Annotated in this window: 18 protein-coding genes; 15 read left to right on the top strand and 3 right to left on the bottom strand. The window is 40.8% G+C overall.

Going from position 1 to position 23,605, the window contains the following annotated elements; genetic code table 11:
- Positions 1 to 2 precede the first annotated feature (2 nt).
- Entirely contained in the window at positions 3 to 1,232 is a 1,230-nt protein-coding gene (locus tag JWQ54_RS13230; RefSeq protein ID WP_299585405.1) for a hypothetical protein, read from the bottom strand.
- 1,192 nt (positions 1,233 to 2,424) lie between these two features.
- On the opposite strand from JWQ54_RS13230, the gene JWQ54_RS13225 reads away from it, so the two are divergent.
- The 5 genes from JWQ54_RS13225 to JWQ54_RS13205 are packed head-to-tail and all read left to right on the top strand — an operon-like array spanning position 2,425 to position 7,022.
- Positions 2,425 to 2,976: an RNA polymerase sigma factor gene (locus tag JWQ54_RS13225; protein WP_299585404.1), complete on the top strand. Its 552-nt coding sequence runs from the start codon at positions 2,425 to 2,427 to the stop codon at positions 2,974 to 2,976.
- A 12-nt stretch (positions 2,977 to 2,988) separates the two neighbouring features.
- The gene (locus JWQ54_RS13220) at positions 2,989 to 3,804 is read left to right on the top strand and encodes a zf-HC2 domain-containing protein (protein ID WP_299585403.1); all 816 of its coding nucleotides are present in this window, start codon (positions 2,989 to 2,991) and stop codon (positions 3,802 to 3,804) included.
- A gap of 10 nt (positions 3,805 to 3,814) precedes the next feature.
- Positions 3,815 to 4,666 carry a hypothetical protein gene (locus tag JWQ54_RS13215; protein WP_299585402.1) on the top strand — a complete coding sequence of 284 codons (852 nt, stop codon included), beginning with the start codon at positions 3,815 to 3,817 and terminating at the stop codon, positions 4,664 to 4,666.
- A 10-nt stretch (positions 4,667 to 4,676) separates the two neighbouring features.
- Positions 4,677 to 5,495: a DUF4097 family beta strand repeat-containing protein gene (locus JWQ54_RS13210; protein ID WP_299585401.1), complete on the top strand. Its 819-nt coding sequence runs from the start codon at positions 4,677 to 4,679 to the stop codon at positions 5,493 to 5,495.
- Between the two features lie 24 nt (positions 5,496 to 5,519).
- Positions 5,520 to 7,022: a serine hydrolase gene (locus JWQ54_RS13205; RefSeq protein WP_299585400.1), complete on the top strand. Its 1,503-nt coding sequence runs from the start codon at positions 5,520 to 5,522 to the stop codon at positions 7,020 to 7,022.
- A gap of 59 nt (positions 7,023 to 7,081) precedes the next feature.
- Here the strand turns inward: JWQ54_RS13205 and JWQ54_RS13200 are convergent, their stop codons facing one another.
- A complete protein-coding gene (locus JWQ54_RS13200; protein WP_299585399.1) occupies positions 7,082 to 9,151 on the bottom strand; it encodes a beta-L-arabinofuranosidase domain-containing protein in 2,070 nt (689 codons plus the stop codon).
- A 334-nt stretch (positions 9,152 to 9,485) separates the two neighbouring features.
- Between JWQ54_RS13200 and JWQ54_RS13195 the strand changes: the two genes are divergently transcribed.
- The 7 genes from JWQ54_RS13195 (at position 9,486) to JWQ54_RS13165 (ending at position 17,919) form a co-directional block, all read left to right on the top strand.
- Positions 9,486 to 10,529: a sensor histidine kinase gene (locus JWQ54_RS13195; protein ID WP_299585398.1), complete on the top strand. Its 1,044-nt coding sequence runs from the start codon at positions 9,486 to 9,488 to the stop codon at positions 10,527 to 10,529.
- Positions 10,526 to 11,239 (top strand): LytTR family DNA-binding domain-containing protein, encoded by a 714-nt coding sequence (locus JWQ54_RS13190; protein ID WP_299585397.1) that lies wholly within the window; start codon positions 10,526 to 10,528, stop codon positions 11,237 to 11,239. The genes JWQ54_RS13195 and JWQ54_RS13190 overlap by 4 nt, the downstream gene beginning before the upstream one ends.
- Positions 11,240 to 11,343: 104 nt before the next feature.
- Complete coding sequence (locus JWQ54_RS13185) at positions 11,344 to 14,109, top strand: TonB-dependent receptor (RefSeq protein ID WP_299585396.1); 2,766 nt, start codon at positions 11,344 to 11,346, stop codon at positions 14,107 to 14,109.
- Complete coding sequence (locus tag JWQ54_RS13180; protein WP_299585395.1) at positions 14,100 to 14,891, top strand: DUF4249 family protein; 792 nt, start codon at positions 14,100 to 14,102, stop codon at positions 14,889 to 14,891. The genes JWQ54_RS13185 and JWQ54_RS13180 overlap by 10 nt, the downstream gene beginning before the upstream one ends.
- Positions 14,892 to 15,112: 221 nt before the next feature.
- Entirely contained in the window at positions 15,113 to 16,006 is an 894-nt protein-coding gene (locus JWQ54_RS13175) for a type II CAAX endopeptidase family protein (RefSeq protein ID WP_299585394.1), read from the top strand.
- 270 nt (positions 16,007 to 16,276) lie between these two features.
- Positions 16,277 to 16,807, top strand: a complete 531-nt coding sequence (locus JWQ54_RS13170; protein ID WP_299585393.1) for a DUF4231 domain-containing protein — start codon at positions 16,277 to 16,279, stop codon at positions 16,805 to 16,807.
- 242 nt (positions 16,808 to 17,049) lie between these two features.
- Positions 17,050 to 17,919 (top strand): pirin family protein, encoded by an 870-nt coding sequence (locus JWQ54_RS13165; protein WP_299585392.1) that lies wholly within the window; start codon positions 17,050 to 17,052, stop codon positions 17,917 to 17,919.
- Positions 17,920 to 17,989: 70 nt separating this feature from the next.
- Here the strand turns inward: JWQ54_RS13165 and JWQ54_RS13160 are convergent, their stop codons facing one another.
- On the bottom strand, positions 17,990 to 18,373 hold the full coding sequence (locus JWQ54_RS13160; protein WP_299585391.1) for a hypothetical protein: 384 nt from the start codon (positions 18,371 to 18,373) through the stop codon (positions 17,990 to 17,992).
- 234 nt (positions 18,374 to 18,607) lie between these two features.
- On the opposite strand from JWQ54_RS13160, the gene JWQ54_RS13155 reads away from it, so the two are divergent.
- The 3 genes from JWQ54_RS13155 (at position 18,608) to JWQ54_RS13145 (ending at position 23,603) form a co-directional block, all read left to right on the top strand.
- Positions 18,608 to 19,579 (top strand): putative sulfate exporter family transporter, encoded by a 972-nt coding sequence (locus tag JWQ54_RS13155; protein ID WP_299585390.1) that lies wholly within the window; start codon positions 18,608 to 18,610, stop codon positions 19,577 to 19,579.
- A gap of 197 nt (positions 19,580 to 19,776) precedes the next feature.
- Entirely contained in the window at positions 19,777 to 20,670 is an 894-nt protein-coding gene (locus JWQ54_RS13150; RefSeq protein WP_299585389.1) for a glycoside hydrolase family 25 protein, read from the top strand.
- Between the two features lie 128 nt (positions 20,671 to 20,798).
- Positions 20,799 to 23,603: an outer membrane beta-barrel family protein gene (locus JWQ54_RS13145; RefSeq protein WP_299585388.1), complete on the top strand. Its 2,805-nt coding sequence runs from the start codon at positions 20,799 to 20,801 to the stop codon at positions 23,601 to 23,603.
- Positions 23,604 to 23,605 lie beyond the last annotated feature (2 nt).

Here is a 23,605-nt window from a genome sequence, read left to right as displayed (position 1 = left end):
CTTTACTTATGGTAATGGGTTAACGTTTTTGTATTTACCAGGTCATCAACCACTAATAATTTTCCATTACAAGTATCATTAGAGGCGGTTATTTTACCTTCCAGCATGCTTTGGCCCATACAGGCCGGGTTATTGCCTTTACCAAGCGGCCATTTGCCTTGTGTATCTGTAATAGTAATACCTGCTTCAGCGGCCAGTTCAAGCCCGAAGTCGGTGCAATTGGTATGGCTGAGCTGGTATTTTTTATGGTCGTATTTTTTTACAATAGTTAAGATCCTGTTAAAGCTTTTACGCGAAATAAAGGTACCCGAAACCTCATCCCAGCTGTGGCGGGCATCGTCTTTAAAAGTAGAGGATGAGGATGGGAACAGCGGAGTAGCTGCCAGCGGAAAGCTCTTTTTGGGATAAAAACCAAAAGACCGGCTAACATTGGTACTATCGGCATTATACTTTATCAGCGTGATAAAAGTATGGCCAACATTGTTTAACACGTAAACCTTGCGCTTGCCCGAAACCGGTTGCCTTACATGGATCATTAAAGCATAAGCCACGGCCTTTTTTCCATCATCAAACGGGTTTATGATCTGGCTTCCTTCAATAGGTGTCGATTTGATTTCAGCATCACCATTATAGGAAGTGCTGTCTTTATTAACAAGGGTGATATCGGAATTATGAATAACCATAATACTGGTAGTCAAACTATCTTCATAAACTAATGAATCGCGCTGATGTTTAAAATTATCCACCATTGATTCTCTGCCATCTACAGATGCAGTTACAAGTGGCGCATACTTTAATGTATCGGTTTTATTTTCAATAGCCAATGTTTTAAAATAACATTTCATAGCCAGTGGATAAAGCCTTAATTTGGTAAATGCCACCGCCAATTTGTAGTAAAATTTTTGGCCGCGTTTTTTGTGTTGGGAGCCAACTGTTGCCTGCTCTTCTTTTAACAAAGTTGTTAAATATTGCCTTTCATTAACCGGATCGTTAAGCTTTGCGTGTTGGAGCTCCAGCTTCAGGCTATCTTTTATCCTTTCTGTAACAGAATCGCTAAACCTGTTTTCATGAATTACCGGCGGTTGTAAAAGGGATGAGTTAACCTGGGAATAGCCTGTATTAAAAACCAATAAAAATAAAGGAGTAAGTAACCAGTAACGCTTGCGGTTAAAAGGTTTATTGAGAGCTATAGATCGTATCAGCTGGTTAAAACTAATGGTAAAATTGTGCATTAAGGTATTTAAAAAATGAAAAAACGCTGAACAGGTGCAAGTTAGTATAAAATGGTTAGTTATTTAACAATTGCTTAACAACAATAATGCCTGATTGAATAGTCAACGATATTATTTTTCATGAGGGCAATTTACAAAGGGAAATTTAATCTATAAAATTAGTAGTCTTTTTTAGCGTAGACCCGACAGAATGTTACTTTTGCATGATGAAAAACTAAGCATTAGTAATGGGAACAAGTAAAGGTATGGGTCGTGAAATTGCGGGTAAATTTGAACTCAAGCATGCGGATAGCCCAACCGTGTTTTATCAGAAATTTGCAGACTTCGTAAAATAAAGATCTGTTGATAACGTTAGTAGTTGCTTATATAACCCGCAGGAGCCGTGCAGCCAGGACTTTACGTTCTGCAACATTATTATTACAAATTACGCAGCAAAGTAATCTTAATGTTAAATAAATAATAAAAAATGGGCAATAATACTAAATACTTGGCAACTGCCGTTTAAACGTTTATATTTGCAGCAGTAAATGCAAAGGCTGGCAGGCAGCACAAAAATGGTTCGAGTCCATGTTTGCAGCTCTTCTCATAATTTAGGTTTATAATTGGTTAGAACGCGCTCCTGCCCATCAGGGGCGCTTCTTGTTTTAAGAAGTTTTTGGAAAGCTACGGATTAAGCAAAATTTTTGTGGGATAAAAGTAGGATGCCTCCCAAAAGGAGTAAAGGATGTATTAGCTAATGTTTAATAGGTTACCTGTCTGGTGGCGTGCTGTGAGGACACAGCCCGGGGGTAAGATGATAAATATTTTCTGTACGCCTTGTGCTGCTTGTATTGTTCTGAACTCATAACCGGTCCTCTTAACAAAAAGCTTTGAAAGTCCGAAAGCTCTTGTGACGCTTTATCCTGAATAAAACCTTCATCCAATACGGATTTTAGCTGCAGGTAATTTTTTTATTGCGGCTAACAATTGCTCATATTTAACGTCTATTGTTATTTCCATGTTCCGGAGTTTCTTAATCAAAAATACACAATATCAAATGTAAAGCCAAATTACGCATCAGGGTACAAAACGCATCTTTCGGACTTCCGGTCTTTACCGACTTTCGGACTCTCACAAAAAAATCTTACATTTCCTGTAACCATTTTGTTTTACCGGAGTATCTAATTAAAAATAACATAATAACCGAACCTGATTGAACTCGTTGGCCGACAATACGATCATGCTCAAGGTGAAAGCCGGAGACCTGGATAAGATGGGTCTGCTCTTTGAGCGGTATCACCGGCCGCTGTATGGTTTTTTATTCCATATGACCTATCAGCGGGAAACCAGCGAAGATTTGGTTCAGCAGGTTTTTTATAAGATGCTTAAGTACAGGGAAACCTTTACGGCGACAGGTGAGTTTGTGCACTGGATGTATTCCATAGCTCGTAACGCGATTAAGGACCAGGGTAAAAGCCTTAAGCAAAGGGTGAAGCATGAAAATACGGATGATCATACTGAAAGATTATCCGGCGGCTTAACCCCTGAAGAGTACCTGGAAAAAAAACAGGCAAAGCTTGGCCTTTATAAAGCGATGGAAAAGTTAAGTGACAGTCACCGGGAGGTGCTTACACTGAGCAAGTTCCAGGAGCTGAAATACCAGGAGATTGCGCACATCCTTGATATTTCGGAAATAGCGGTAAAAACGCGGGCGCACAGGGCCATGCAGGAGCTGAAAAGTATTTATGAAAAAACAGAACGCTAAAACAGGAAAAAGATGAAATGTGAGCAATATGAGGAGCTGTTTGCAGGCTGGTTAAATAATGAATTAAAACCGGCTGAAAAAGAAATGCTGGAGCAGCACTTAGTCGGCTGCCCTGCCTGCAAGGCCGAACTGGCGTCTATGCAACAGCTCTGGGTGTTGATGGATGAAGTTGAAGTGCCGGAACCTTCTGCAAATATGCAGGCTGATTTCAGGGCAATGTTGAATGATTATAAAGCAGCCGAGGCAGGTAAAAAAGGTTCATCAAGCGGTATTATAGAGCCTCTAAGCTGGTTATGGCAATGGAAGCAAAAATGGCCTTTAGCCTATACTCTGGCAATTGTTTTGATCAGCTTTGGCTGTGGGTACTTATTTTTCAATTTAGCCGGAAGCAGCAAACAGGATAAGCAAATGGCAGAGCTAACCTCGCAGGTGCATGAGCTGAAACAAACCATGATGCTGGCTTTACTTGAAAATCCTTCTGCATCTGAACGGATGAGAGGTGTTAGCTATACCAGCGAAATAAAACATGCCGACAAAGAAGTGATCGATGCCTTATTGGCCACGCTGAACAATGACCCTAACGTAAACGTGCGCTTAAGTACGCTTGATGCATTGGTTCGTCTTGCCGGCCATCCGGAAGTTAGACAAGGGTTGGTACAGTCCATTACACAACAGGATTCGCCGCTGATGCAATCGGCCATTGCGGATGTGATGCTTAAGCTGCAGGAAAAAAGCTCGGTAAAATCGTTTAGAGAATTATTAAAACAAAAAGACCTTGATCATGGCGTCAGGGATAAGATAAAAGAAACCATAACACAACTGATTTAAACACAATTTTATGAAAAGAATATTGATCCCTGTTTTAACAGGAGTTGGGCTTTGCCTTGCCCAAATTACAGCACAGGCGCAGGTATATAAAACGCATGTAAGCAAAGAGTTTACCGCGAAAAAGGCGGTTGCTATCTGTAACCTCGATGGCTCGGTAAAAGTTGAAGGGTATGCAGGCGATAAGGTGATCATTGAAATTGATGAAACCATTACTGCTGATGATCAGCAAACCGTTGAAGAGGGCAAAAGAGATTTTAAGCTTGGGTTTGATCAAAAAGGCGACAGCGTGATAGCCTATACAGCTTATCCGTATGACACCAGGCCTCACCGCAACTGGAACAGGGGCGATAACGACCGCCACATAGAATACCGGGTTAAGCTGGAATATACCGTTAAGGTGCCAAACCAGGTCGATCTTTATGCATCAACTGTAAATGAAGGCAACATTATTGTAAAAAATGTATACGGAGCATTAAAAATAAATAATGTAAATGGCAGCATAGAAATTGTAAATGCAAAAGGCACCACCAGTGCACATACAGTAAACGGGCCGGTTACGGTTACTTACCTACGCAATCCACCCGAGGCATCATCCTATTATTCAGTTAATGGGGAACTAAATGTTACCTACCCGCGGGGTTTATCGGCTGACGTGGAATTTAAAAGCATGAACGGCCAGTTCTATACCGATTTTGAGGATGCGGAAGTATTGCCAAGCAGGATCAAGAAAACGGAAACAAAAAACGGCAACGGCACAATATACAAGCTCAGCAAAGCATCGGAAGTGCGCTTTGGCGCAGGCGGTAAAACCTTCAAATTCGAAACTTTGAACGGAAATATTTATATTAAAAAACAGAAATAAAAACGATAAGATGAAAACGATAAAAATAGTAGCGGCTTTGGCAGTAGCAATGCTTATAAATACCAGCCTTTGGGCACAAAGCGGTGAACAACTTGTAGTTCCGCTAAGCCAGCCCGGCAAGCCCTATAAGCTTGATGTGGGCCTGGTTGATGGTTCAATTACTGTAACTACCTACGAAGGTAAGAGCGTAATTATAGGCGTACAGGACAAAGGTGATAAGAAAGAGCGGGTAAGAACCCACGATGGAATGCACTCTTTATCAACCGGCAGCAGGGCGGATATTCAGGCCGAGGAAAACAATAATAATATCAGCGTGCATGGCGAGGCTGGGAAAACAACAAACCTGGTAATCAAAATTCCGCAAAACGAAGTTACTTTAAAACTAAGAACCGTAAATGATGGCGACATTTTGGCTAGTAATGTTAGCGGCGAGCTTGAAATAAGTAACGTGAATGGCGCTATTAAATTAACCAATATATCAGGCTCGGTTGTGGCTAATACGGTTAACGGAAATGTTGTAGTAACCTTTAGGGGTATTGACCCAAAAGCGCCTATGGCATTTACCACCCTTAACGGCAATGTGGATGTTACCTTCCCGGCAAGCCTGAAAGCCAACGTGAAGCTTAAATCAGACCGTGGCGAGATCTACACTGATTTTGATGTAACCCCTGAGCAGCATAAACCAAATGTAACTCATACTACTGGAAGTAAGGGGGGCATGTACAGCTTAAAGTTAGAGGATTGGGTATACGGCAAAATTGATGGCGGCGGCCCCGAAATGTTAATGAAAAATATGAACGGCAATATTTATATCCGCAAAGCGAAATAATTGATCAAAGAGATAGCAATTAAAATGAAGAAACTTGCCCTTGTATTTGCCATATTGATTCAGGTAAAATTTGCAGCTATTGCCCAGCACGATACACCGGCCAACCTCAAAATGGACACGATAGTTGACCACGCTGCCCGGGATTTTATAAAAGATCATTTATGGGTGGGGTTTTCAGCCGGGGTTATTAAGGATGGTAAAATATACCAGTATAACTATGGCAGTATTAAAAAAGATAAAAACCAGAAACCAACCGGGCAAACGCTGTATGAAATTGGTTCGATAACCAAAACATTTGGAAGCCTTTTGCTGGCCCATGCCGTGTTGGAGAAAAAGGTAAAGCTTGATGACGATATCCGCAAATACCTGAGAGGAAATTACCCCAACCTGGAATATAACGGGAAACCGATCCAACTGCTTCATTTGGTAAATCTTACCTCGCGCCTGCCCGATAACCTGCCGGATAAGCCGGAAGCATTTAAAAACGTAAGCCCGGATTCTATGTCTTTCGCCATTGCAAAGCTGCATAAGGGTTATACAAAAGCAAATCTGTTAGAGGATCTGTATAAAGCTAAACTGGATACTGTTCCCGGGTTGCTTCCAAGGCATTCAAATGTGGCAGGCCAGCTGTTGGGAATTATCCTGGAGAACATTTATCAAAAGCCTTACGAGGAATTGATAAAAGAATACATTACCGGGCCCTTAAAAATGGATCATACCTTTATGACCATCCCCGCAAATAAAGTGCAGCTTTTAGCTACAGGCTATAATGATAAAGGAATGGTGATGCCTTATATCCCTGAAGATGCACAGGCTGCGGGAGGTTTACACTCAAGCATAGCGGATCTGACAAAGTATTTGAAATTTCAGCTTGATGAAAAGGACCCGGCAGTAAAAATGACGCATCAGCCTGTGTGGGGTGATGCGAATGTTTTTGCACTTGGGCTTAACTGGTTTATTAACAAAACAGGTGATGGAAAACTAACTATTCATGATGACGGAACCACCCTGGGTTTTACCACCTATTTTATGCTTTATCCGGAGATGAATTTTGGAGCGGTGCTATTGGCCAATGAATATTCACAAACCTCAAACAACGAGCTGGGTAAAATAGCTGAAAAGATCTTTAACGAAAATTATTACTCCCCGGCCCAGATTGCATCTGATGGGTTTGGCTTTTCATCTTCTATAAATCAGCTTCTGGTCGAATTAACAAAAAGGGAGTTTGATAAAGCTATTGAAACGGCAAATGAATTAAAGAAAAGTAGCCCCGACTTTCAACTGGCAGAAAATGAAGTGAATAACTGGGCATACAAGCTTATGGGGAAAGGTAAAAAGGAACAGGCATTTGAGATCTTTAAGTTAAATGTCAGCCTTTATCCTGAAAGCTATAATACTTACGACAGCCTTGGCGAAGCTTATGAAAATATGGGAAATAAGGAACTGGCTATTAAAAACTTCAAACGTTCGCTTGAATTAAATCCCCAAAATACAAACGGTATTGAGCATTTGAAGCATTTGGAATAATAAGATGAGCTATAGATTTGACAACTTTTTAAAAGTTGTCAAATCTAATAACCAAAAAATCACTCCGCCACCGGAAATGCTGAGATCCTTAAACGTGCACCACCCATCGGCACCAATGTTAAACTGGTTTGTGGTTCTGCCGTTTTAACCGGGCTTACCGGTAATAATCCGCATAAGCCATATTGATCGATCTTCCAATCGGGGATCTGCTTGCCTTTCGCTATCAGCGTTACAGGAGCGTTTGTATTGGTGAATGGGTTATTATCTTTTGGCCAGGCTCTTTTCTCAACCGTAAATGATTCAGCAGGATTCTCCTTGTTTAATAACAATCCGTAGTTCCAGGCAGAGGCCGGATAAATTTCAAAAGTAGGCCACTTTGCAGGGTCTGCGGTTTCCTGCCATTTGGCATCAGCAACGGCTGTTTCCCTGCTGTTGGTATTTTTGACATATTTTTCATCAATTTTTAATGAAAACGTAAGCGGACCATAATTTACGCTCACGCTATTCTTGTTCTTTTCCCATTCGCGGGTTTGGATCTTCATCGGCAGGTGCAGGGTTATCCTGTCGCCGTTTTTCCATTTGTTATTGAGCTTAATGTATTCCCCGCTTTGCGCATTAACAGCTATTGGTTTGCCATTTAATTGAAGGCTTGCCCCGCTGCACCAGGCCGGCACACGCAAATAAATAGGGAATGCATTTGGGGCTGCAGTTGAAATTTTAAGATCAACCTGGTCATTAAAAGGGTATATGGTTGTAGTAACAATAGTTACGGGTTTGCCATTGCCGGCTTTTGCTGTAACTGAACCTTCTGAATAAAGCTGGTCTGCCAGTCCATTATCAGGTGTAGCCATCCAGCTGTTTTCGGCATAGTATACCCAGCCGGCAGCGTGATTATGCTGGCAGCAACGGCTGCTAAATGGGTTCATATTTAAAAACGGCCCGTCATTATCAATTCCCGGCGCATGGTTTTTGCTATCGCTTACTACCATGTTGGGGGCTGTTAAATAACGAAGCCCGCGATAATCAGGCATAAATGCGGCAGGGAAAGTATTAAAAGCAACATCTTCACAGTTATCGGCCCAAAAAGTATCCCCGGTATATTGAAGCAAAAACTCATCCGATGTCATTTGCTCAACCATTCCGCAGGTTTCAACCGCCTGGCGTGGATCGTCATAACCCTTGCGCGCATTTTCATCGGCCCCAAACATCCCGCCTGGTACCTGGCCATAGATATTACGGATCAACTTAAAATCGTTATAAGTGGCCTGCAGATCAGCCGGATCTTTACTTTGCATCCAGAACGTGGCCGGCTCACGGAATGATTGGGCCACGTTTACGTTATGCCAGTTTGGTAAATTATTTGTTTGTCGCCAGTTGGCTGTGTTTTTATCAATTTTGGTAGCGAGGTCAAGCAGCCATTTTTCCCCGGTACGGTTATACAGCCAATAAACGCTGATCAAATTATCGCCGCCGCGGCTGTTCTCCCAATAGTCCTTTAAAAATAAACTATCCGGAACTTTCATCTCATATTTATAATAAGCTGTCATTAGCTTTAGCACACGCGCATCTTTTGAATATTCATAATACGATTGCAGGCACCAAAGCATCGGCATATTTCCCCAAAGGTCACGCCTACCTGGTTTTGTTTCGTTTAACGGACCAAAATCGCCATTAGCTCTTTGATTTTTTATCACAGCCTCAATCCAAAACTTTGTTTCCTTCAGCATTTTTGGATCTTTCAGCACATAAGCCATATCGCCATATCCTTTTAGCCAATAAGGCAACTCTTCCCAGCCATACTTTCCCTTGCCGCTTTTATTTACCCAGGCATTGTTGGTTTTTGAAAGCCATACACTTATTTCGCCCAGGTTACCGGTAAGGCCATCGCGTTGCAGTTCCAGCTGTTTTTTTAACCAGCCGCCGGGTTGTATAGCAGTAACCGGCAGCTTTATAAAATATTGTGGTTTTAAAGGAGCTTTATTCGATACATAGTAACTGTTATGATCGCTGTTATCAATTTGTTTTAAAGCAATTGCCGATTGGGAAAAAGATCTGGTGCTAACAGTTGTTAATAATGCTAAACATGATAAAGCAATAGTTTTACTGCCGGTTGAAAGTATATTATTCATTATAATTGGTTATACGTGAAGTTCAAATTTAGTTAATTAACTGTCTGTTTAACAACAATAATTGGATTATTACCACAAACGAGTCTTCTTTTATTGATTTATAGTTAGTTTTTTTAAATACGCGATAACATTAAGTTTTGCACGAAATAATTCTTTTGCTTTCATGGATCCTTTAGCAGTTCCGCGCAATAGCGCAATTTATGATTATAAGTTAAAATGTGTTAAATAGCCCCAATCTGCGCCCCGGTTATTAAAACCTGACTTGTTTTATAGCGATAATTGCACTTGTTACAGACACAATTAGTGATTTATTGCATTTTAAATCTTGATCAAAATGTTTAAGCGTTTAAAGCCCGCGGTTCTTATTGAGATCTTATTACACCTGCTGTTTTGGGCTTTTATTACATTTATTCCTATTCTTTCCAGGCCGCGCGATCCGAATTTTCGCATGTTATTTTCTCCGTGGCATTTCGTTTTTATCAATTTACTGCTGGCGGTTCAATTTTACCTTAATGCATTTTTTCTCATTCCTATAGTATTGAATAAAAAAAAACAGGTATGGCTATATTTTGCTTTGCTGCTGATCTCGTTTATTGCGCTCGACGTTATCTTTATTCATACCAGGCCGGTGAGGATCTTTCCGGGAGGAATTAACCCTTTTGGGCGATTACATAAACCTCCTTTTTTCGCCAATTTTGACCTCCTGCCGTTAACCGCTATTACGGCTGCAGGCTTTGCCTACCGGTATCTTGCCGATCAGTTTGCGGTAATTAGCAATAAGCGGGATATCACTAATGCTGCCCTGGTTTCTGAGCTGGCTTTTTTACGTTCACAAATAAGCCCGCATTTTATATTTAATGTAATTAACAGCGCAGTTGCGTTATCACGGTTAAATCCTTCGGCTGTTGAACCCACACTGATCCAGCTTTCAAAGCTGCTGCGTTACCTGTTGTATATAACTGATGAGGAAAAAGTAACCATGATGCAAAAGGCTGATTACTTGCGCAGTTATATCGAGCTGCAAATGCTGCGCTTCGGGACCCAGGTACAGGTTGATTTTAATTTTGACATTGCCGGACCTGAAAAAACTATAGAGCCAATGCTGCTAATCCCTTTTGTTGAAAATGCGTTTAAATACGGAACAGGAAATGTTGTTGATCCGGTGATCGATATCCGTTTAAAAAGCAACCACAGGACGCTTGACTTTTTTGTGAAGAATACCTACGACCCTGATGAGCCCTATAAAGATGAAAACCACGGGATAGGTTTAAATAATGTTAAAAGGCGACTTGAATTATTATATCCCGGTATGCACAGCCTTGTTATTAATCAATCCGGTAATGTTTATGCTGTTAACCTTCAAATACAATTAAAATGATACGATGCCTGCTTATTGATGACGAGCCACTGGCGCTTGACCTTACAGAAGACAATTTAAAACATGTTAATTACATACAGGTTGTCGGGCGATGCCGGACAGCAGCTGAGGCAATTTCTATACTGCAATCTGAACAGGTAGATTTAATATTTTGTGACATCCACATGCCCGGACTTGATGGTTTGCAACTGGTTAAAAGCCTGGTTATAAAGCCAATGATAATTTTTGTAACCGCTTATGAAAAATTTGCAATTGACGGTTTTGAGCTTGACGTGCTTGATTATTTAGTTAAGCCTGTTCCGCTTGATCGTTTTCTGAAAGCTTGTCAAAAAGCGCATCAACATTTCGATCTAAACAAAGGATCGGTTCCGCAGGTTCATCCCGGTAAAAAACACTTTTTTATCCATTCAGATTATACCCTGGTCAAAATCAGTTTCAGCGATATTGAATACATTGAAGGACTAAAAGACTATGTAAAGATCAACCTTGCCGGTCAGCAGAAACCCGTCCTGTCACGTACAAGCATAAAAGCGCTTGAACTGCAGTTACCCGCCGAATTATTTTACCGGGTTCATAAATCCTATATTATCAATGTTGATTATGTAACACAGATAAGGCGCGGTAAGATAAAAACGCTCCATTCAGAATTGCCCTTAAGCGACAATTACCGCGACAGGATCCATAAAATGATTGGTAAAGATTTTGCATAAACGCACAATTGCCCCGTTCGTCTACAAATACAAGCCTTCTATCTCATTTATTTTCCTTAGCGGTCCGCGTGCCTCAAATTTGGCACTGACAGCAACGAAAACGGATGAAGAAATTATTACTCCTGCTTTTAATTACCGGCTTTGGCACCGGAGCCCTGGCACAACAGACCCAAAAAACACTTAAAAAAATTCATATAGATCATTTTTTTACCTGCTCGGTTGATCAGCTGCTGGATACCTTATCCATGAGCTACCACTTAAATATCGTTTTCGAACGCGACTCGGTCAGTAAGTTCGATGTAGCTGAACATTTTTTTAATGAATCGCTGATAGAAGTATTTGAAAAGGTATGTGGCGATAATAAATTGCATTACTGGGTAGAAAGTGACGGAACCATTTACATCCTTCAAAATACAGATGACCTGGCCAGGCTAAAAAAGCTAAATGATCTTCACCGCTCAGCATCCGGTGCAATTAAAGCGGTCGCAATTGAAGCGCCCAAGGCTCCGCCTGCCCACTTTCTTTTTACCATAAGCGGCCGTATAATTGACCAAAGCACGGGTGAATCGCTCCCATCAGCTACCGTAAAGATCAGAAATACCGGGCTTTCTGCTACAACCAATACAGATGGCAGCTTCACGATATTCAGCATTCCGGCTGATACATGCGTGGTACAAGTTTCCTATTCAGGCTATCAGCTGGAAAATTTGCGGCTAAATGCTAAAAATATAAACAATCCTATAGTTATAGAGATGTATAAGGCGCTTAATACACTGAATGAGGTTACGATAAATGGCAAAAAAAGCGGCGTTATGAATACCGACACTAAAAAAGTTGGCGTATTGCAACTATCACCGGGTAACCTTGACAAACTCCCCAGTTTAGGCGAAAAAGATATTATGCGGGCTTTCCAGCTGATGCCTGGCGTAGGAGCAACCAATGAATCCTCATCCGGCGCTTATGTCCGCGGTGGTACGCCGGACCAGAACCTGGTGGTTTTTGATGGGTTCACCGTTTACCAGGTGGATCACCTTTATGGTTTTTTCAGTGCATTTAACAGCAATGCCGTAAAAGATGTACAGCTATATAAAGGGGGCTTTTCTTCCAAATACGGTGGCCGGCTTTCCAGCGTTACCGAGATCAACGGCAAGGATGGCAATAAAAATGAAGCGAATTTTGGGGTTGATCTGAGCTTACTCAGCTTCAACGTATTTGCAGAAACACCCATAACAGATAAATCATCCCTGCTGGTGGCTTTCCGCCGGTCATACCAGGGGCCATTTTACGATAAGATATTTAAGCAGTTTAATACCTCTACAGCAGTAGGTGGCTCTCCCGGTGGCGGAGGGCCGCCAGGCGGCGGCGGGCGCAGTGCCTTCGGGCAGCAAACCACCCCGGCCTCCCATTTTTATGATGCCGATCTGCGTTATACCTATCATTTAGATAAAAGCAATTCACTGGCCTGGAGCTTGTATACCGGAGATGATAACACGGATAACAGCAGGCAGCTGAATCTCCCATCGTTCTTGAGTTCTGGCGCGGGTCCCGTTAATATTACTGATTATACCAAGTATGGTAACCTGGGCAGCAGCCTGAAATGGTTTAGCCAATGGAATAAACAGCTGCACTCAAATACTTATCTTACTTATTCATCATACTTTAACGACCGCAACCGTACCAATTCCGGAACCACTACAGATGCCGATGGCAACCAAACCAATTTCAGCAACGGTACAGTGGAGAACAATAACCTGAAAGATATCGGCATAAAATCGGAATGGGAATGGCAGCTGGATAACAAACTGAAGTTATTATATGGGGGATTTGCATCGCGCCAGCATATTAATTATGATTATATCCAAAACGACACCAGTAAACTGATCAGCGAGCATAACACAGCTTTTTCGGGCGGTGGCTATACCGAACTGGAAATTGACCCTAACAATAAGCTGCACTTGCAGCCCGGAGTACGCACTACCTGGTTTCAGCCTACAGGCAAACTGTATATGGAGCCCCGTTTTTCTGCAAGCTATGTACTTGATGACCATTATACGCTTAAAGCAGCTACCGGCCAGTTTTACCAGTTTATGAATGAGGTTACCCGCGAAGATGTAGTAAATGGCAACCGGAACTTTTGGGTATTATCCAATAACGGGAATATCCCGGTAGGCATGTCGCGGCATATAATGGGTGGCGTTAGCTATGAAAACGACCAGTTTTTGATTGATGTGGAAGGTTATTACAAAACGCTATCGGGGCTTACCCAGTATGCAATCCGCCAATCGGGTTTTGGCCCCGGGAGTGCCGGAACTATTGAACAGGACTTTTTTCAGGGAACAGGCCGTGCCAAAGGGATTGAAATTTTACTGCAAAAGAAATTGGGCCGGTATACCGGGTGGTTAAGCTATACCTTAGCGGATGCGCAAAATAAATTTGCCGCTTATGGCAATAGCTATTATCCTGCCGATCAGGATATAAGGCACGAGTTTAAAGCCATTAACATGTACCACTATTACAAGTGGAACTTCTCGGCGGTTTTTATTTTCAGCACAGGGCACCCTTATACCGCGCCGCTTTCTACTTATACCATTACTACTGTGGATGGGAACACCTCAACATCTTTTAATGTAAGCGGCAAAAATGCAGAGCGCCTCCCTGATTATCACCGCCTGGACCTTTCAGCTACGTACGACCTAATCAAAATAAACGGAAATAAAGTTGGCAGTATCGGTTTATCCCTTTTCAATGTATATAACCATACAAATATTTGGTACCGTGAATACCAGCTGCAGAATAACGCCGCTATTGCCACTGATGTTAATTACCTGGGCTTTACGCCTAACCTTACCCTTAGTTTAAGATGGAAATAAAAAAATACCTGCTTTTAGCCCTCGGAGCAATGCTCCTGCTGTTCTCCTGTAAGAAAGATACTACAATTACCACCACTAATTTACCGGTAGTTGAAGCCTACCTGGTGGCCGGCCATGTACTTTCAGTAAAGCTTTATCAGCAAAAATCATTAACAGACACCGCTAAATACGGAGTTGCCATAACCGGGCAACAGCTTACCGTTTCAGATGGCAGCAACAGCGTGCAGCTAACAGAGGGTACAAAAGGAACTTACACCTACAGTGATACAACCTTTTTAACCACCGGCAAAACTTACGCGCTAACGTTTAAGTACCTTGCAAATACGGTAACAGCAAAAACCACCATGCCTGCTAAGCCCCAGGGGTTCGCAACCCAATATATTTCTGTAAGTGTCGCAGGGGCATCTACCCCAAATATTAAGCCTGATACCATAAACAGGTTTACCTGGACTAATCCAGACTCGATAAATCATGTTTTGGTTTTTAAAAACCCGGACGGTATTGCCTTTCCCTTGAACAATCGGGGAAACAGTACCATAACGGATTTTCAAATAAATACCGAACGCAAATCTGTATATTATGTAACACCCAATATTTTTCCTTTTTACGGGCATTATAAGGTGATATTACTCCGTGTGAACCAGGAGTATATTGATCTGTTAAAAAGCAATACAAGCCGGTCAACCTCTCAAAACCTTGTAAATACTCCTACAAATGTGGTAAACGGATTTGGAATATTTACTGCTATGCAGGCTGATACTTTGAGCTTTAATGTGCTTTAACCAGGGTTAATAACAGAGACTACTGAACAACCTTTTTTTAATAAAATTTGGAAATATGATAAACCTAGAATACGAGCATAGCGCGGCAACCCCATAGCTATACAGAGCGAATAAAATGGTATAGGTAGCGGGCGCAGTAAATAAAATCCGGTTATGCTTTTGTTGATTGATTTTAATTACATTTATTGTAATATTCATTATCATCAAAACCTTTAACCTGTATGGAACAACCCACAAGCCAAAGCCGTAAGGCTATCGCCCTATTTTTACTGATAACATTTGGTATAAGCTCCATTTATTATTTTTTGGTGATCCATACGGGTAAGCTTGGCAGCGGCTATGGCCTGTACGTTACGGGATTAATGTGGGCGCCTGCGCTGTCGGCTTTTATAACCAGTAAAATATTAAAACGGAAAATTGCAGACCTTGGCTGGGGAGGGTGGAATAAGCCCCGGTACATGTTATGGGCCTATTTGGTGCCTTTGATATACAGCCTGGTGGCTTATTTAGTAATATGGATAATCGGCTGGGGTGGTTTTTATAACACAGAAGCTGTTATGCAAATAGCAAAATCATTCGGATGGGATCATTTGCCGAATGGGGTGGTCATATTGCTTTATTTTATTTTTACGGGGATAATAGGCATGGTGTCAAGCTTGTCGACCGGTTTGGGTGAAGAAATTGGCTGGCGCGGATTTTTAGTGCCCGAATTGTATAAAAACGCCAGCTATACCAAAACCTCGTTAATAGTAGGCTTTATATGGGCATTTTGGCATTTCCCGATCCTTATTTTTGCCGATTATAACAGCGGTACGCCTGCCTGGTATGGGCTTACCTGCTTTACGGTCATGGTAGTAAGCATCAGCTTTGTTTTTACGTGGTTCCGGCTAAAATCAGGCAGCCTATGGACAGGAGCCATATTGCATGCAAGCCACAACCTGTTTATCCAAAACTTTTTTTCGCCGCTTACAAAAGATACCGGCCACACTAAATATTTTATTGATGAGTTTGGCGCTGTGCTGCCTGTTATATGCCTTATTGCTGCAATTTACTTTTGGAGCAGGAGAGGAGAATTAAACCAACTAGGAAGCGATAGTGCCCCGGCGATAAAATGAGGCTATGCTCAACAGTGGATGATTGTTTTCATCAGAAGAGGTTAAAGAAAAATTAGCCTGGCATCTCAACGCAAATACTGATGAAGTGCTGTAACGCCTGTAACGTTTGTTATACCCCATTACAGTCGTTACAGGCGTTGCAAGGTTATACATTTGAAATCAGTCATTACTTTATTAAAAAAACAGAGCAATTGAGTTTAGATATAAATAAAACAGCTGAATTCTATTAATAAATTATCATATTTTAGCTAATATTTAAACCCTTTTCCAATGAGCGATTCAGATCAACAAGCTAATGGTAACCCATGGTATTATTTACCAAAAAGAAGGTTTTCTACAATTACTCCGGAGGAATATATCGACGAAAGAATAACGCAATTCAGGGGATGGTATGATAGTAAAGCATTAAATGCAAAAAAAACATATATGATCATGAGATCGAGCACTGTAATAGGTGGAGCTATTGTACCGGTTCTAATCAATATTTCAACTGAACCATGGGTTAAATATTTAACTTCAATTATTAGCCTATTAGTAGTCATCTTAGTTTCATTAGAAAGTGTTTACCACTACAGGGAGCAATGGAAAAATTACAGATCAACAGAGCAGTTGCTGGCGAAAGAATATTTCAATTTTGTAGCAGGGGAAGGTCAATACAGAGGGCTTGATGAAAAAGTTGCTTTTCTTACCCTGGTTGAACGAATTGAAAATGCCATAGAATCTGAAAATGCATCAACACTAAATGTTATGACAACATTATCAGAAACTAAAACAGATGGAGGAGCCCGAAAGCCTGTCTGAATAAAGCCTGGCTAAATAATTATTTGAGATTTTAAAAGAGACTCCAGTTAAAAAGCAACTTAAAAATTTTCAAATCCAATAAGTTCTAATTCAGACAAAAAAGAGTATTTGCTGTAACGCGTGTAACGTTTGTTATACCCCATTACAGTTATTACAGTCGTTATAAGGTTTTCTTAACCTACATCAAGTCCTTTACTGGTATTGCTTAAGTATCTTTGTGTATAAATTGTTAAGGAGACGAAATGAAAAAACTAATTGAAAAAATATATAGCCGCCCTGCCCGCCCCGGTATGGTTGGCGACGGTTTCAGGGTATTTAATTACTTTCCTAATGCCGAACTTACTCAAAAACGGGTGAGCCCTTTTTTATTACTTGATTTTAATGCTGAATATGATTTTGGCCCGTCAGACCATATCCGCGGGGTTGATGTACATCCGCATAAAGGGTTCGAAACTGTTACTATTGCCTACAAAGGAAGCGTTGCCCATCATGACAGTACCGGCAACAGTGGTGTAATAAATCCTGGCGATGTGCAATGGATGACAGCCGGTGCGGGCATCCTGCACAAAGAATACCACGAAGAAAGCTTTTCAAAAAAAGGCGGTCCGTTTGAGATGGTACAGCTTTGGGTAAACCTGCCGGCAAAGGACAAATTAACCGCACCTAAATATCAGCCTTTAACTGCTGATCAGATGGGTAAAGTAACTTTGCCCGATAATGGCGGAGTGGTAAACATAATAGCCGGTAATTTTAACGAAAATAAAGGCCCTGCAACAACTTATACCCCGGTTAATCTGTTTGATATCCGTTTAAATAAAGGTGGCAAACTGAGTACTGATATCCCGGTAACCCATAACTCCATATTGTTGGTTATTGAAGGAAAAGTAACTGTTAATGGCGAAGAGGCAGGTGCGCATGATTTTGTGCTGTTTAAAAACGAAGGTGAAGAAATTAGTATTACAGCTGGTGAAGACAGCGTTGTGTTGCTGTTAAGCGGTGAGCCCATTGATGAACCTATAGCACAATATGGTCCATTTGTAATGAATACTCAGCAAGAGTTACAGGTAGCTTTCCGGGAATTTCAATCCGGTAAATTCGGGGTGCTGGAATAATATATTTAAGAGTTCATATAAACACAAAAGCGGCTAATTAGCCGCTTTTGTGTTTTATGCTTTTTGTCTGTTAGTTTGCTGTTGAGCTCCAACCATCGCTCCACCCCCCGTTTATGCTTGAGTTTTTCGACTCTTTTACTAACTTATCATATTTAACAGCCTGAACAGGGGTTAACACGCCTTTGATTTTTTTAATGGTGGCAACACGTAAGGGGGCAACATCGGCCAACATTTTATTAGTGTTGCCATGCTCCTTAACCTTTATTTTATCAAATTTTTCTACAGACTCCTTATAAATAGCGCTAACTTTTTCAGTTTGCTTATCAGAAAGGTTTAACTGTTTTTCCAAACCTTTAGCTTTTTCTACCGGGTCAGTAGCCACCTTAGTGGCTTGTGCACGGCTTGCAGTTGTTATTCCAATAAACAAGCAGCATATTAACAGAAGTTTTTTCATTCCTTTATAAATTATAATGCTTTATATAATATTATAAATATAATATTCTTTTTTTGGTTAAGCGCAGAAACTCACATCTTTATAAATACTCCTTTAATATTCTCCGCCAACCTAATCCTAAATTAAATAAGAAGCACTATGTTATAATAACTTTAGGTTATCGGGCATTCAGATTTGTGATATAAATATGCATTAAAAAGCATAGAAATTTGCATCATTAAATAATATATAGTTATGCAAGCCCCACATCAATTATCCAACAACACATCGTTAATTAATATTAATGACAATGCAAAAAAGATCATATTTATCATCTGCGTCGCCTTTTGTCTTACACACTTTGCCAGTCCCGCAATTGCCTTATTATTAGGTTTAGCTATTGCACAAATAATCGGGCACCCTTATTTGCACTTAAACCATAAAGCCACTCATTTGCTGTTACAGGTATCGGTAGTTGGGCTGGGATTTGGAATGAATGTGCGTAGCGCCCTGCTGGCAGGTAAAGAAGGTGTTTTATTTACCATAGCGTCTATAACCGCCACTTTGATATTCGGTTATTTTATGGGCAGATGGTTGAATATTGAAAAGAAAACCTCGTTCCTTATTTCATCGGGTACGGCTATTTGCGGCGGCAGCGCTATTGCGGCAATTTCGCCGGTTATAAAAGCCGAAGAAAAACAGATCTCGGTTGCTTTAGGCTGTGTTTTTGTGCTTAATTCAATAGCATTGTTTATTTTTCCTGCAATAGGGCATTACCTTAAACTTTCACAAACGCAGTTTGGTTTATGGTGTGCTATCGCCATTCATGATACCAGCTCGGTTGTGGGTGCGGCAAGCAAATATGGTGCTCACGCTTTAGAAGTTGCCACAACCGTAAAACTGGCCAGGGCCCTATGGATCATTCCGGTTACCTTTATGGCTACCTTCCTGTTTAAAAATCAATCGAAAAAAGTAAGCATACCTTATTTTATCGGCTTGTTTATTTTAGCAATGATAGCCAATACTTATATCCCGGCTGTATCAATTGTTGGTCCTTATTTAATCACTATTGCCAAAGCCGGTTTAACGCTTACATTGTTCCTGATAGGTGCAGGCTTGTCCCGCGGGGTATTAGCATCAGTAGGTTTTAAGCCTTTGTTGCAGGGCGTTGTATTATGGATAGCTATCTCGGCAACGGCGTTGTATGCGGTTGTGCATTTGGGATAGTAAGTATTGTATAATTTAACAGGTTCTCTTCTCTTTGTGGCCTTTGTGCCCTCTCAGCGACCTAGGTAAAAATAACTACGGGGTTCACAAGGAAGAACGCAAAGGGAGGCAGAGATTTTATTGATAATTAAATATCAGCCCAACAATTACAAAAGGTTCTTTTAAAATCCACCTTCCCTTTTTGTACTTTTGCAATTGTGAGCACTCCGGTTAAAAAAACTATTTCGTCTAAAAAAACACCTGTACGCAAACCTCTACCTTCAAAAAAACGGGCACCGGTAAAAAAGAAAAAGTCCGGCAGTTATTTTATAAAGTGGAAAATAGCTTTGGCTGGTTTTTTATTAGTCCTGCTTTCCCCGTTCTATTATGGCTATGTTATAAAATGCTTTACTTCAACATGGCGTTGGGTTAGGGATATTGGCAGCGACCCGCATTACCGGACTTATAAAAGTTTTAATATCCGCATTCCTGATAAATATTCCATTCATGGCATTGATGTTTCATCGTACCAGGGCCGGATTGACTGGCATAAGGTAAAAAGCATGAGTGAAGATGAGGTGCACATCAGCTTTGCCTTTATAAAGGCTACTGAAGGTGTGGTTATTGTTGACCCGTATTTTCAGCGTAACTGGCGCGAAGGGCCTAAAGCTGGCATTACCTGCGGCGCGTATCATTATTTCAGACCGAAGGTGAGCGGCAAATGGCAGGCTGTATTTTTTTTACAAAATGTGAAAACAGACAAAGGCGATCTGCCAATGGCGGTTGACGTGGAAGAATTAAACGGTGTTGCGCCTGCCAAAATGCGCGAAGAGCTAAATGCCTTTTTAAAATATGTAGAGGCTAAAACCAAGATAAAACCGATGATCTATTCGGGGTTAAAGTTTTACCAGGACAATTTGGAGGGCTATTTTGACAATTATAATTTGTGGATAGCACACTATTATCAACCTAAATTAAACATAGCAAAAACAACTAACTGGAAGTTTTGGCAGCATAGCGACAAGGCAAAAGTAAGCGGAATTAACCATGTAACTGATTTTAATGTGTTTAATGGTGATAGCCTGGCATTCAGGAAGTTGCTTGTTCAATAAATTAAATACCTGTAATTAAGCTAATTGCAATTAAATTGCATTGCCAGCACAATAAGAATTGTTAATTAATGTTAATGTTTTTGATTACTAAGATTTTAGTTATATTTTAGTTTCAATAAACCTAACTTATGAAATTCACAATTTTACTTTTAGTTTCCTGCTTTTTGTTAACGCTTTCGGCATCCGCACAAAACCAATATTCGGTTAAAGGCTCAGTTGCTGATACTGCTTCAAACGCTAAGCTGGTAAACACATCTATAAGCGTGTTAAATGCTAAGGATTCAACCCTGGTTAGTTTTACAAGGGCAGGTACTGCAGGCACTTTTACACTCCCCGACTTAAAAAAGGGTAAGCTGATATTGCTGGTTACCTACCCTGGTTATGCCGATTATGTTGAGCGTTTTACTTTAGATTCTGGCAAAAGCACACGTGATTTCGGACGGTTAAGTATGATCCTTAAAGCAAAGCTATTAGCTGATGTTATTGTTAAAAGCAGCCGCGCCGCCATGAAAATGAAGGGCGATACTACCGAGTTTGACGCTAAGGCATTTAAAGTGCAGCCCAATGCCAAGGTTGAGGACTTGTTAAAACAATTTCCGGGCATCCAGGTGGATAAGGATGGCAAAATTACTGCCCAGGGCCAAACCGTTACCAAGGTACTGGTTGATGGCGAGGAATTTTTTGGTGACGATCCCACACTTGTAACTAAAAACCTGCGGGCCGATATGGTTGATAAGGTGCAGCTTTATGATAAAAAAAGCGACCAGGCGACTTTTACCGGTATTGATGACGGCCAGAAAACAAAAACGCTGAACATTCAGCTAAAAGCAGATAAGAAAAATGGCTACTTCGGCAAGCTGGACGGTGGTGTTGGTACCGATGGTTATTACTCGGGTCAGGCGTTATTTAATAAATTTAAGGCGAAGGAGAAATTCTCGGCCTATGCTATAGTTTCAAATACGGGTAAAACGGGTTTAGGATGGCAGGATAGTCAAAAGTACGGCGGAAGCAGTTTGGAGGTAGCCGATAATGGTGGCTTAATGTTTACCGGCGGCAGCGGCAATGATGATATTGAAAATGGGTGGAACGGACAATATAACGGCCAGGGGATCCCGCTTGCCCGTACCGGTGGTTTGCACTACGATAGTAAATTCAATAAGGATAAAGAATCTATTAACCTGAATTACAAGATCGGATCGTTAGAGGTTAAGGGTACAAGCAACACCTTATCGCAAAACAATTTGAAAGACAGTACAATAAACACTAATGCTAATCAAACCTATGACAATTATATTTTTCGCCAAAAATTGGATGCCACTTACCAGGTAAAGCTTGATACATCATCCAACTTAAAAATAATGGTGGATGGTACATTAAAAAATAGCAAGACAAATAATAATAACTTTTCCCAAAGCACCAGGGAAGATGGGTCATTACTGAACGATAATACACGTAATACCACCAGTAATGGCAACACGCAAGTGCTTAATGCAAGCGCACTTTACACCAAAAAATTTAAAAAGAAGGGGCGTACGCTTTCGGCATTGGTTAGTGAATCATATAATCAAGCTGACTCAAAAGGGTTTTTACTATCAGATGCACATTTTTATAATGCGCAGGGAAACGTAGATAGTATACAGCACATTGATCAGTACAAAACCAACAAAACAAGAAGCAACTTATTAAACACGAACTTTACCTATACCGAGCCGCTTACAAAAGCATCATCAATAATTTTCAATTACGGGTTGGGTATTGATAATGGTGTATCAGACAGAGAATCTTTTAACGCTTCGGTGCCCAAAATTTATAACGTTCTGGATACTTCATTGAGCAACAATTTTAAGCTTAACCAATTATCAAACCAGGTAGGGGCGTTTTATAACTACCAAAAAAAGAAGATCACTGTAAACTTAGGCACCAAAGTAACCGCCATTAATTTTAACCAGGTTAATGAAATTACAAACAAGGAGTTTAAAAGGAACTTTGTAAACTGGGACCCGTCAGTAAGAGTTCAGTACAGGCCTTCACAGTTCAAGTATTTTAGTATAGGCTATCGCGGTAATCCAACACAGCCAACCATTGATCAAATACAGCCGGTTGCAGTAAACACCGATCCGCTGCTAATTGTAGTTGGGAACCAGGATCTTAAGCCTTCATTTACCAACAACATCAATGCAAACTTTAATTCATACAAAGTTTTAACGGGAATGTCGTTCTTTATGTATGGTAATTATTCGTTTACCTCAAACCCCATAGTTAGTAACCAGGTAACCGATTTAGCTTCCGGAAAAAGCACCATCCAATATGTTAACCTGGGCACCAAACAACCATCAAACTTTTATTTGGATGCCAGCGTAAGCAGAAAAATTGGCCATACTGATCTCAACATTGGTCTAAGCGGTAATATATCGGGTAATAATTCTTACAATTTTTCTAACTCCGAGCTTAACTTTACAAAATCAAACACCTACTCTGGTGGCATACAGGCTTATGAATACATCCAAAAGAAATTTGATTTTAACGTTTTTTTTGGGCCTAGCTATACCCTTAGCGGATCATCACTGCAACCGGATATTAACAATAATGGGCGGGGCTTTAATGCACGTGGCTCATTCACTGTATATCTCCCGGGCAAGTTTCAACTTGCCTCAGATGCCGACTACCTATACCGCGCAAAAACACAAACATTTGACAGCGACTTCCATCGCACCCTGGTGAATGCCTCGTTAAGTAAAACATTTTTCAAGGAGGATAATTTGAAGTTTACATTGGCCGCGAATGACCTTTTGGATCAAAATAAAGGATTTGACAGAACGGTAAATGCGAACTTTATCCAGCAAAATACCTACACTACTATAAAAAGATATTTTATGTTTTCCGTAGCATGGGATTTTACCAGCATGGGCGGAGCAGCACCTGCAAAAAAATAATT

This window comes from Mucilaginibacter sp. (genome assembly GCF_028288225.1).
In the GTDB taxonomy this organism is placed as follows: domain Bacteria; phylum Bacteroidota; class Bacteroidia; order Sphingobacteriales; family Sphingobacteriaceae; genus Mucilaginibacter.
The sequence above is the reverse complement of the archived record's forward strand: the minus strand, read 5'-3'. Positions and strand labels throughout refer to the sequence as shown.

What these genes read in the sequence shown, in the direction of transcription:
- JWQ54_RS13230 (WP_299585405.1), bottom strand. Translation starts at nt 1,232, where the DNA reads ATGCACAATTTTACCATTAGTTTTAACCAGCTGATACGATCTATAGCT.
- JWQ54_RS13220 (WP_299585403.1), top strand. Translation starts at nt 2,989, where the DNA reads ATGAAATGTGAGCAATATGAGGAGCTGTTTGCAGGCTGGTTAAATAAT.
- JWQ54_RS13215 (WP_299585402.1), top strand. Translation starts at nt 3,815, where the DNA reads ATGAAAAGAATATTGATCCCTGTTTTAACAGGAGTTGGGCTTTGCCTT.
- JWQ54_RS13210 (WP_299585401.1), top strand. Translation starts at nt 4,677, where the DNA reads ATGAAAACGATAAAAATAGTAGCGGCTTTGGCAGTAGCAATGCTTATA.
- JWQ54_RS13205 (WP_299585400.1), top strand. Translation starts at nt 5,520, where the DNA reads ATGAAGAAACTTGCCCTTGTATTTGCCATATTGATTCAGGTAAAATTT.
- JWQ54_RS13200 (WP_299585399.1), bottom strand. Translation starts at nt 9,151, where the DNA reads ATGAATAATATACTTTCAACCGGCAGTAAAACTATTGCTTTATCATGT.
- JWQ54_RS13195 (WP_299585398.1), top strand. Translation starts at nt 9,486, where the DNA reads ATGTTTAAGCGTTTAAAGCCCGCGGTTCTTATTGAGATCTTATTACAC.
- JWQ54_RS13190 (WP_299585397.1), top strand. Translation starts at nt 10,526, where the DNA reads ATGATACGATGCCTGCTTATTGATGACGAGCCACTGGCGCTTGACCTT.
- JWQ54_RS13185 (WP_299585396.1), top strand. Translation starts at nt 11,344, where the DNA reads ATGAAGAAATTATTACTCCTGCTTTTAATTACCGGCTTTGGCACCGGA.
- JWQ54_RS13180 (WP_299585395.1), top strand. Translation starts at nt 14,100, where the DNA reads ATGGAAATAAAAAAATACCTGCTTTTAGCCCTCGGAGCAATGCTCCTG.
- JWQ54_RS13175 (WP_299585394.1), top strand. Translation starts at nt 15,113, where the DNA reads ATGGAACAACCCACAAGCCAAAGCCGTAAGGCTATCGCCCTATTTTTA.
- JWQ54_RS13170 (WP_299585393.1), top strand. Translation starts at nt 16,277, where the DNA reads ATGAGCGATTCAGATCAACAAGCTAATGGTAACCCATGGTATTATTTA.
- JWQ54_RS13165 (WP_299585392.1), top strand. Translation starts at nt 17,050, where the DNA reads ATGAAAAAACTAATTGAAAAAATATATAGCCGCCCTGCCCGCCCCGGT.
- JWQ54_RS13160 (WP_299585391.1), bottom strand. Translation starts at nt 18,373, where the DNA reads ATGAAAAAACTTCTGTTAATATGCTGCTTGTTTATTGGAATAACAACT.
- JWQ54_RS13155 (WP_299585390.1), top strand. Translation starts at nt 18,608, where the DNA reads ATGCAAGCCCCACATCAATTATCCAACAACACATCGTTAATTAATATT.
- JWQ54_RS13145 (WP_299585388.1), top strand. Translation starts at nt 20,799, where the DNA reads ATGAAATTCACAATTTTACTTTTAGTTTCCTGCTTTTTGTTAACGCTT.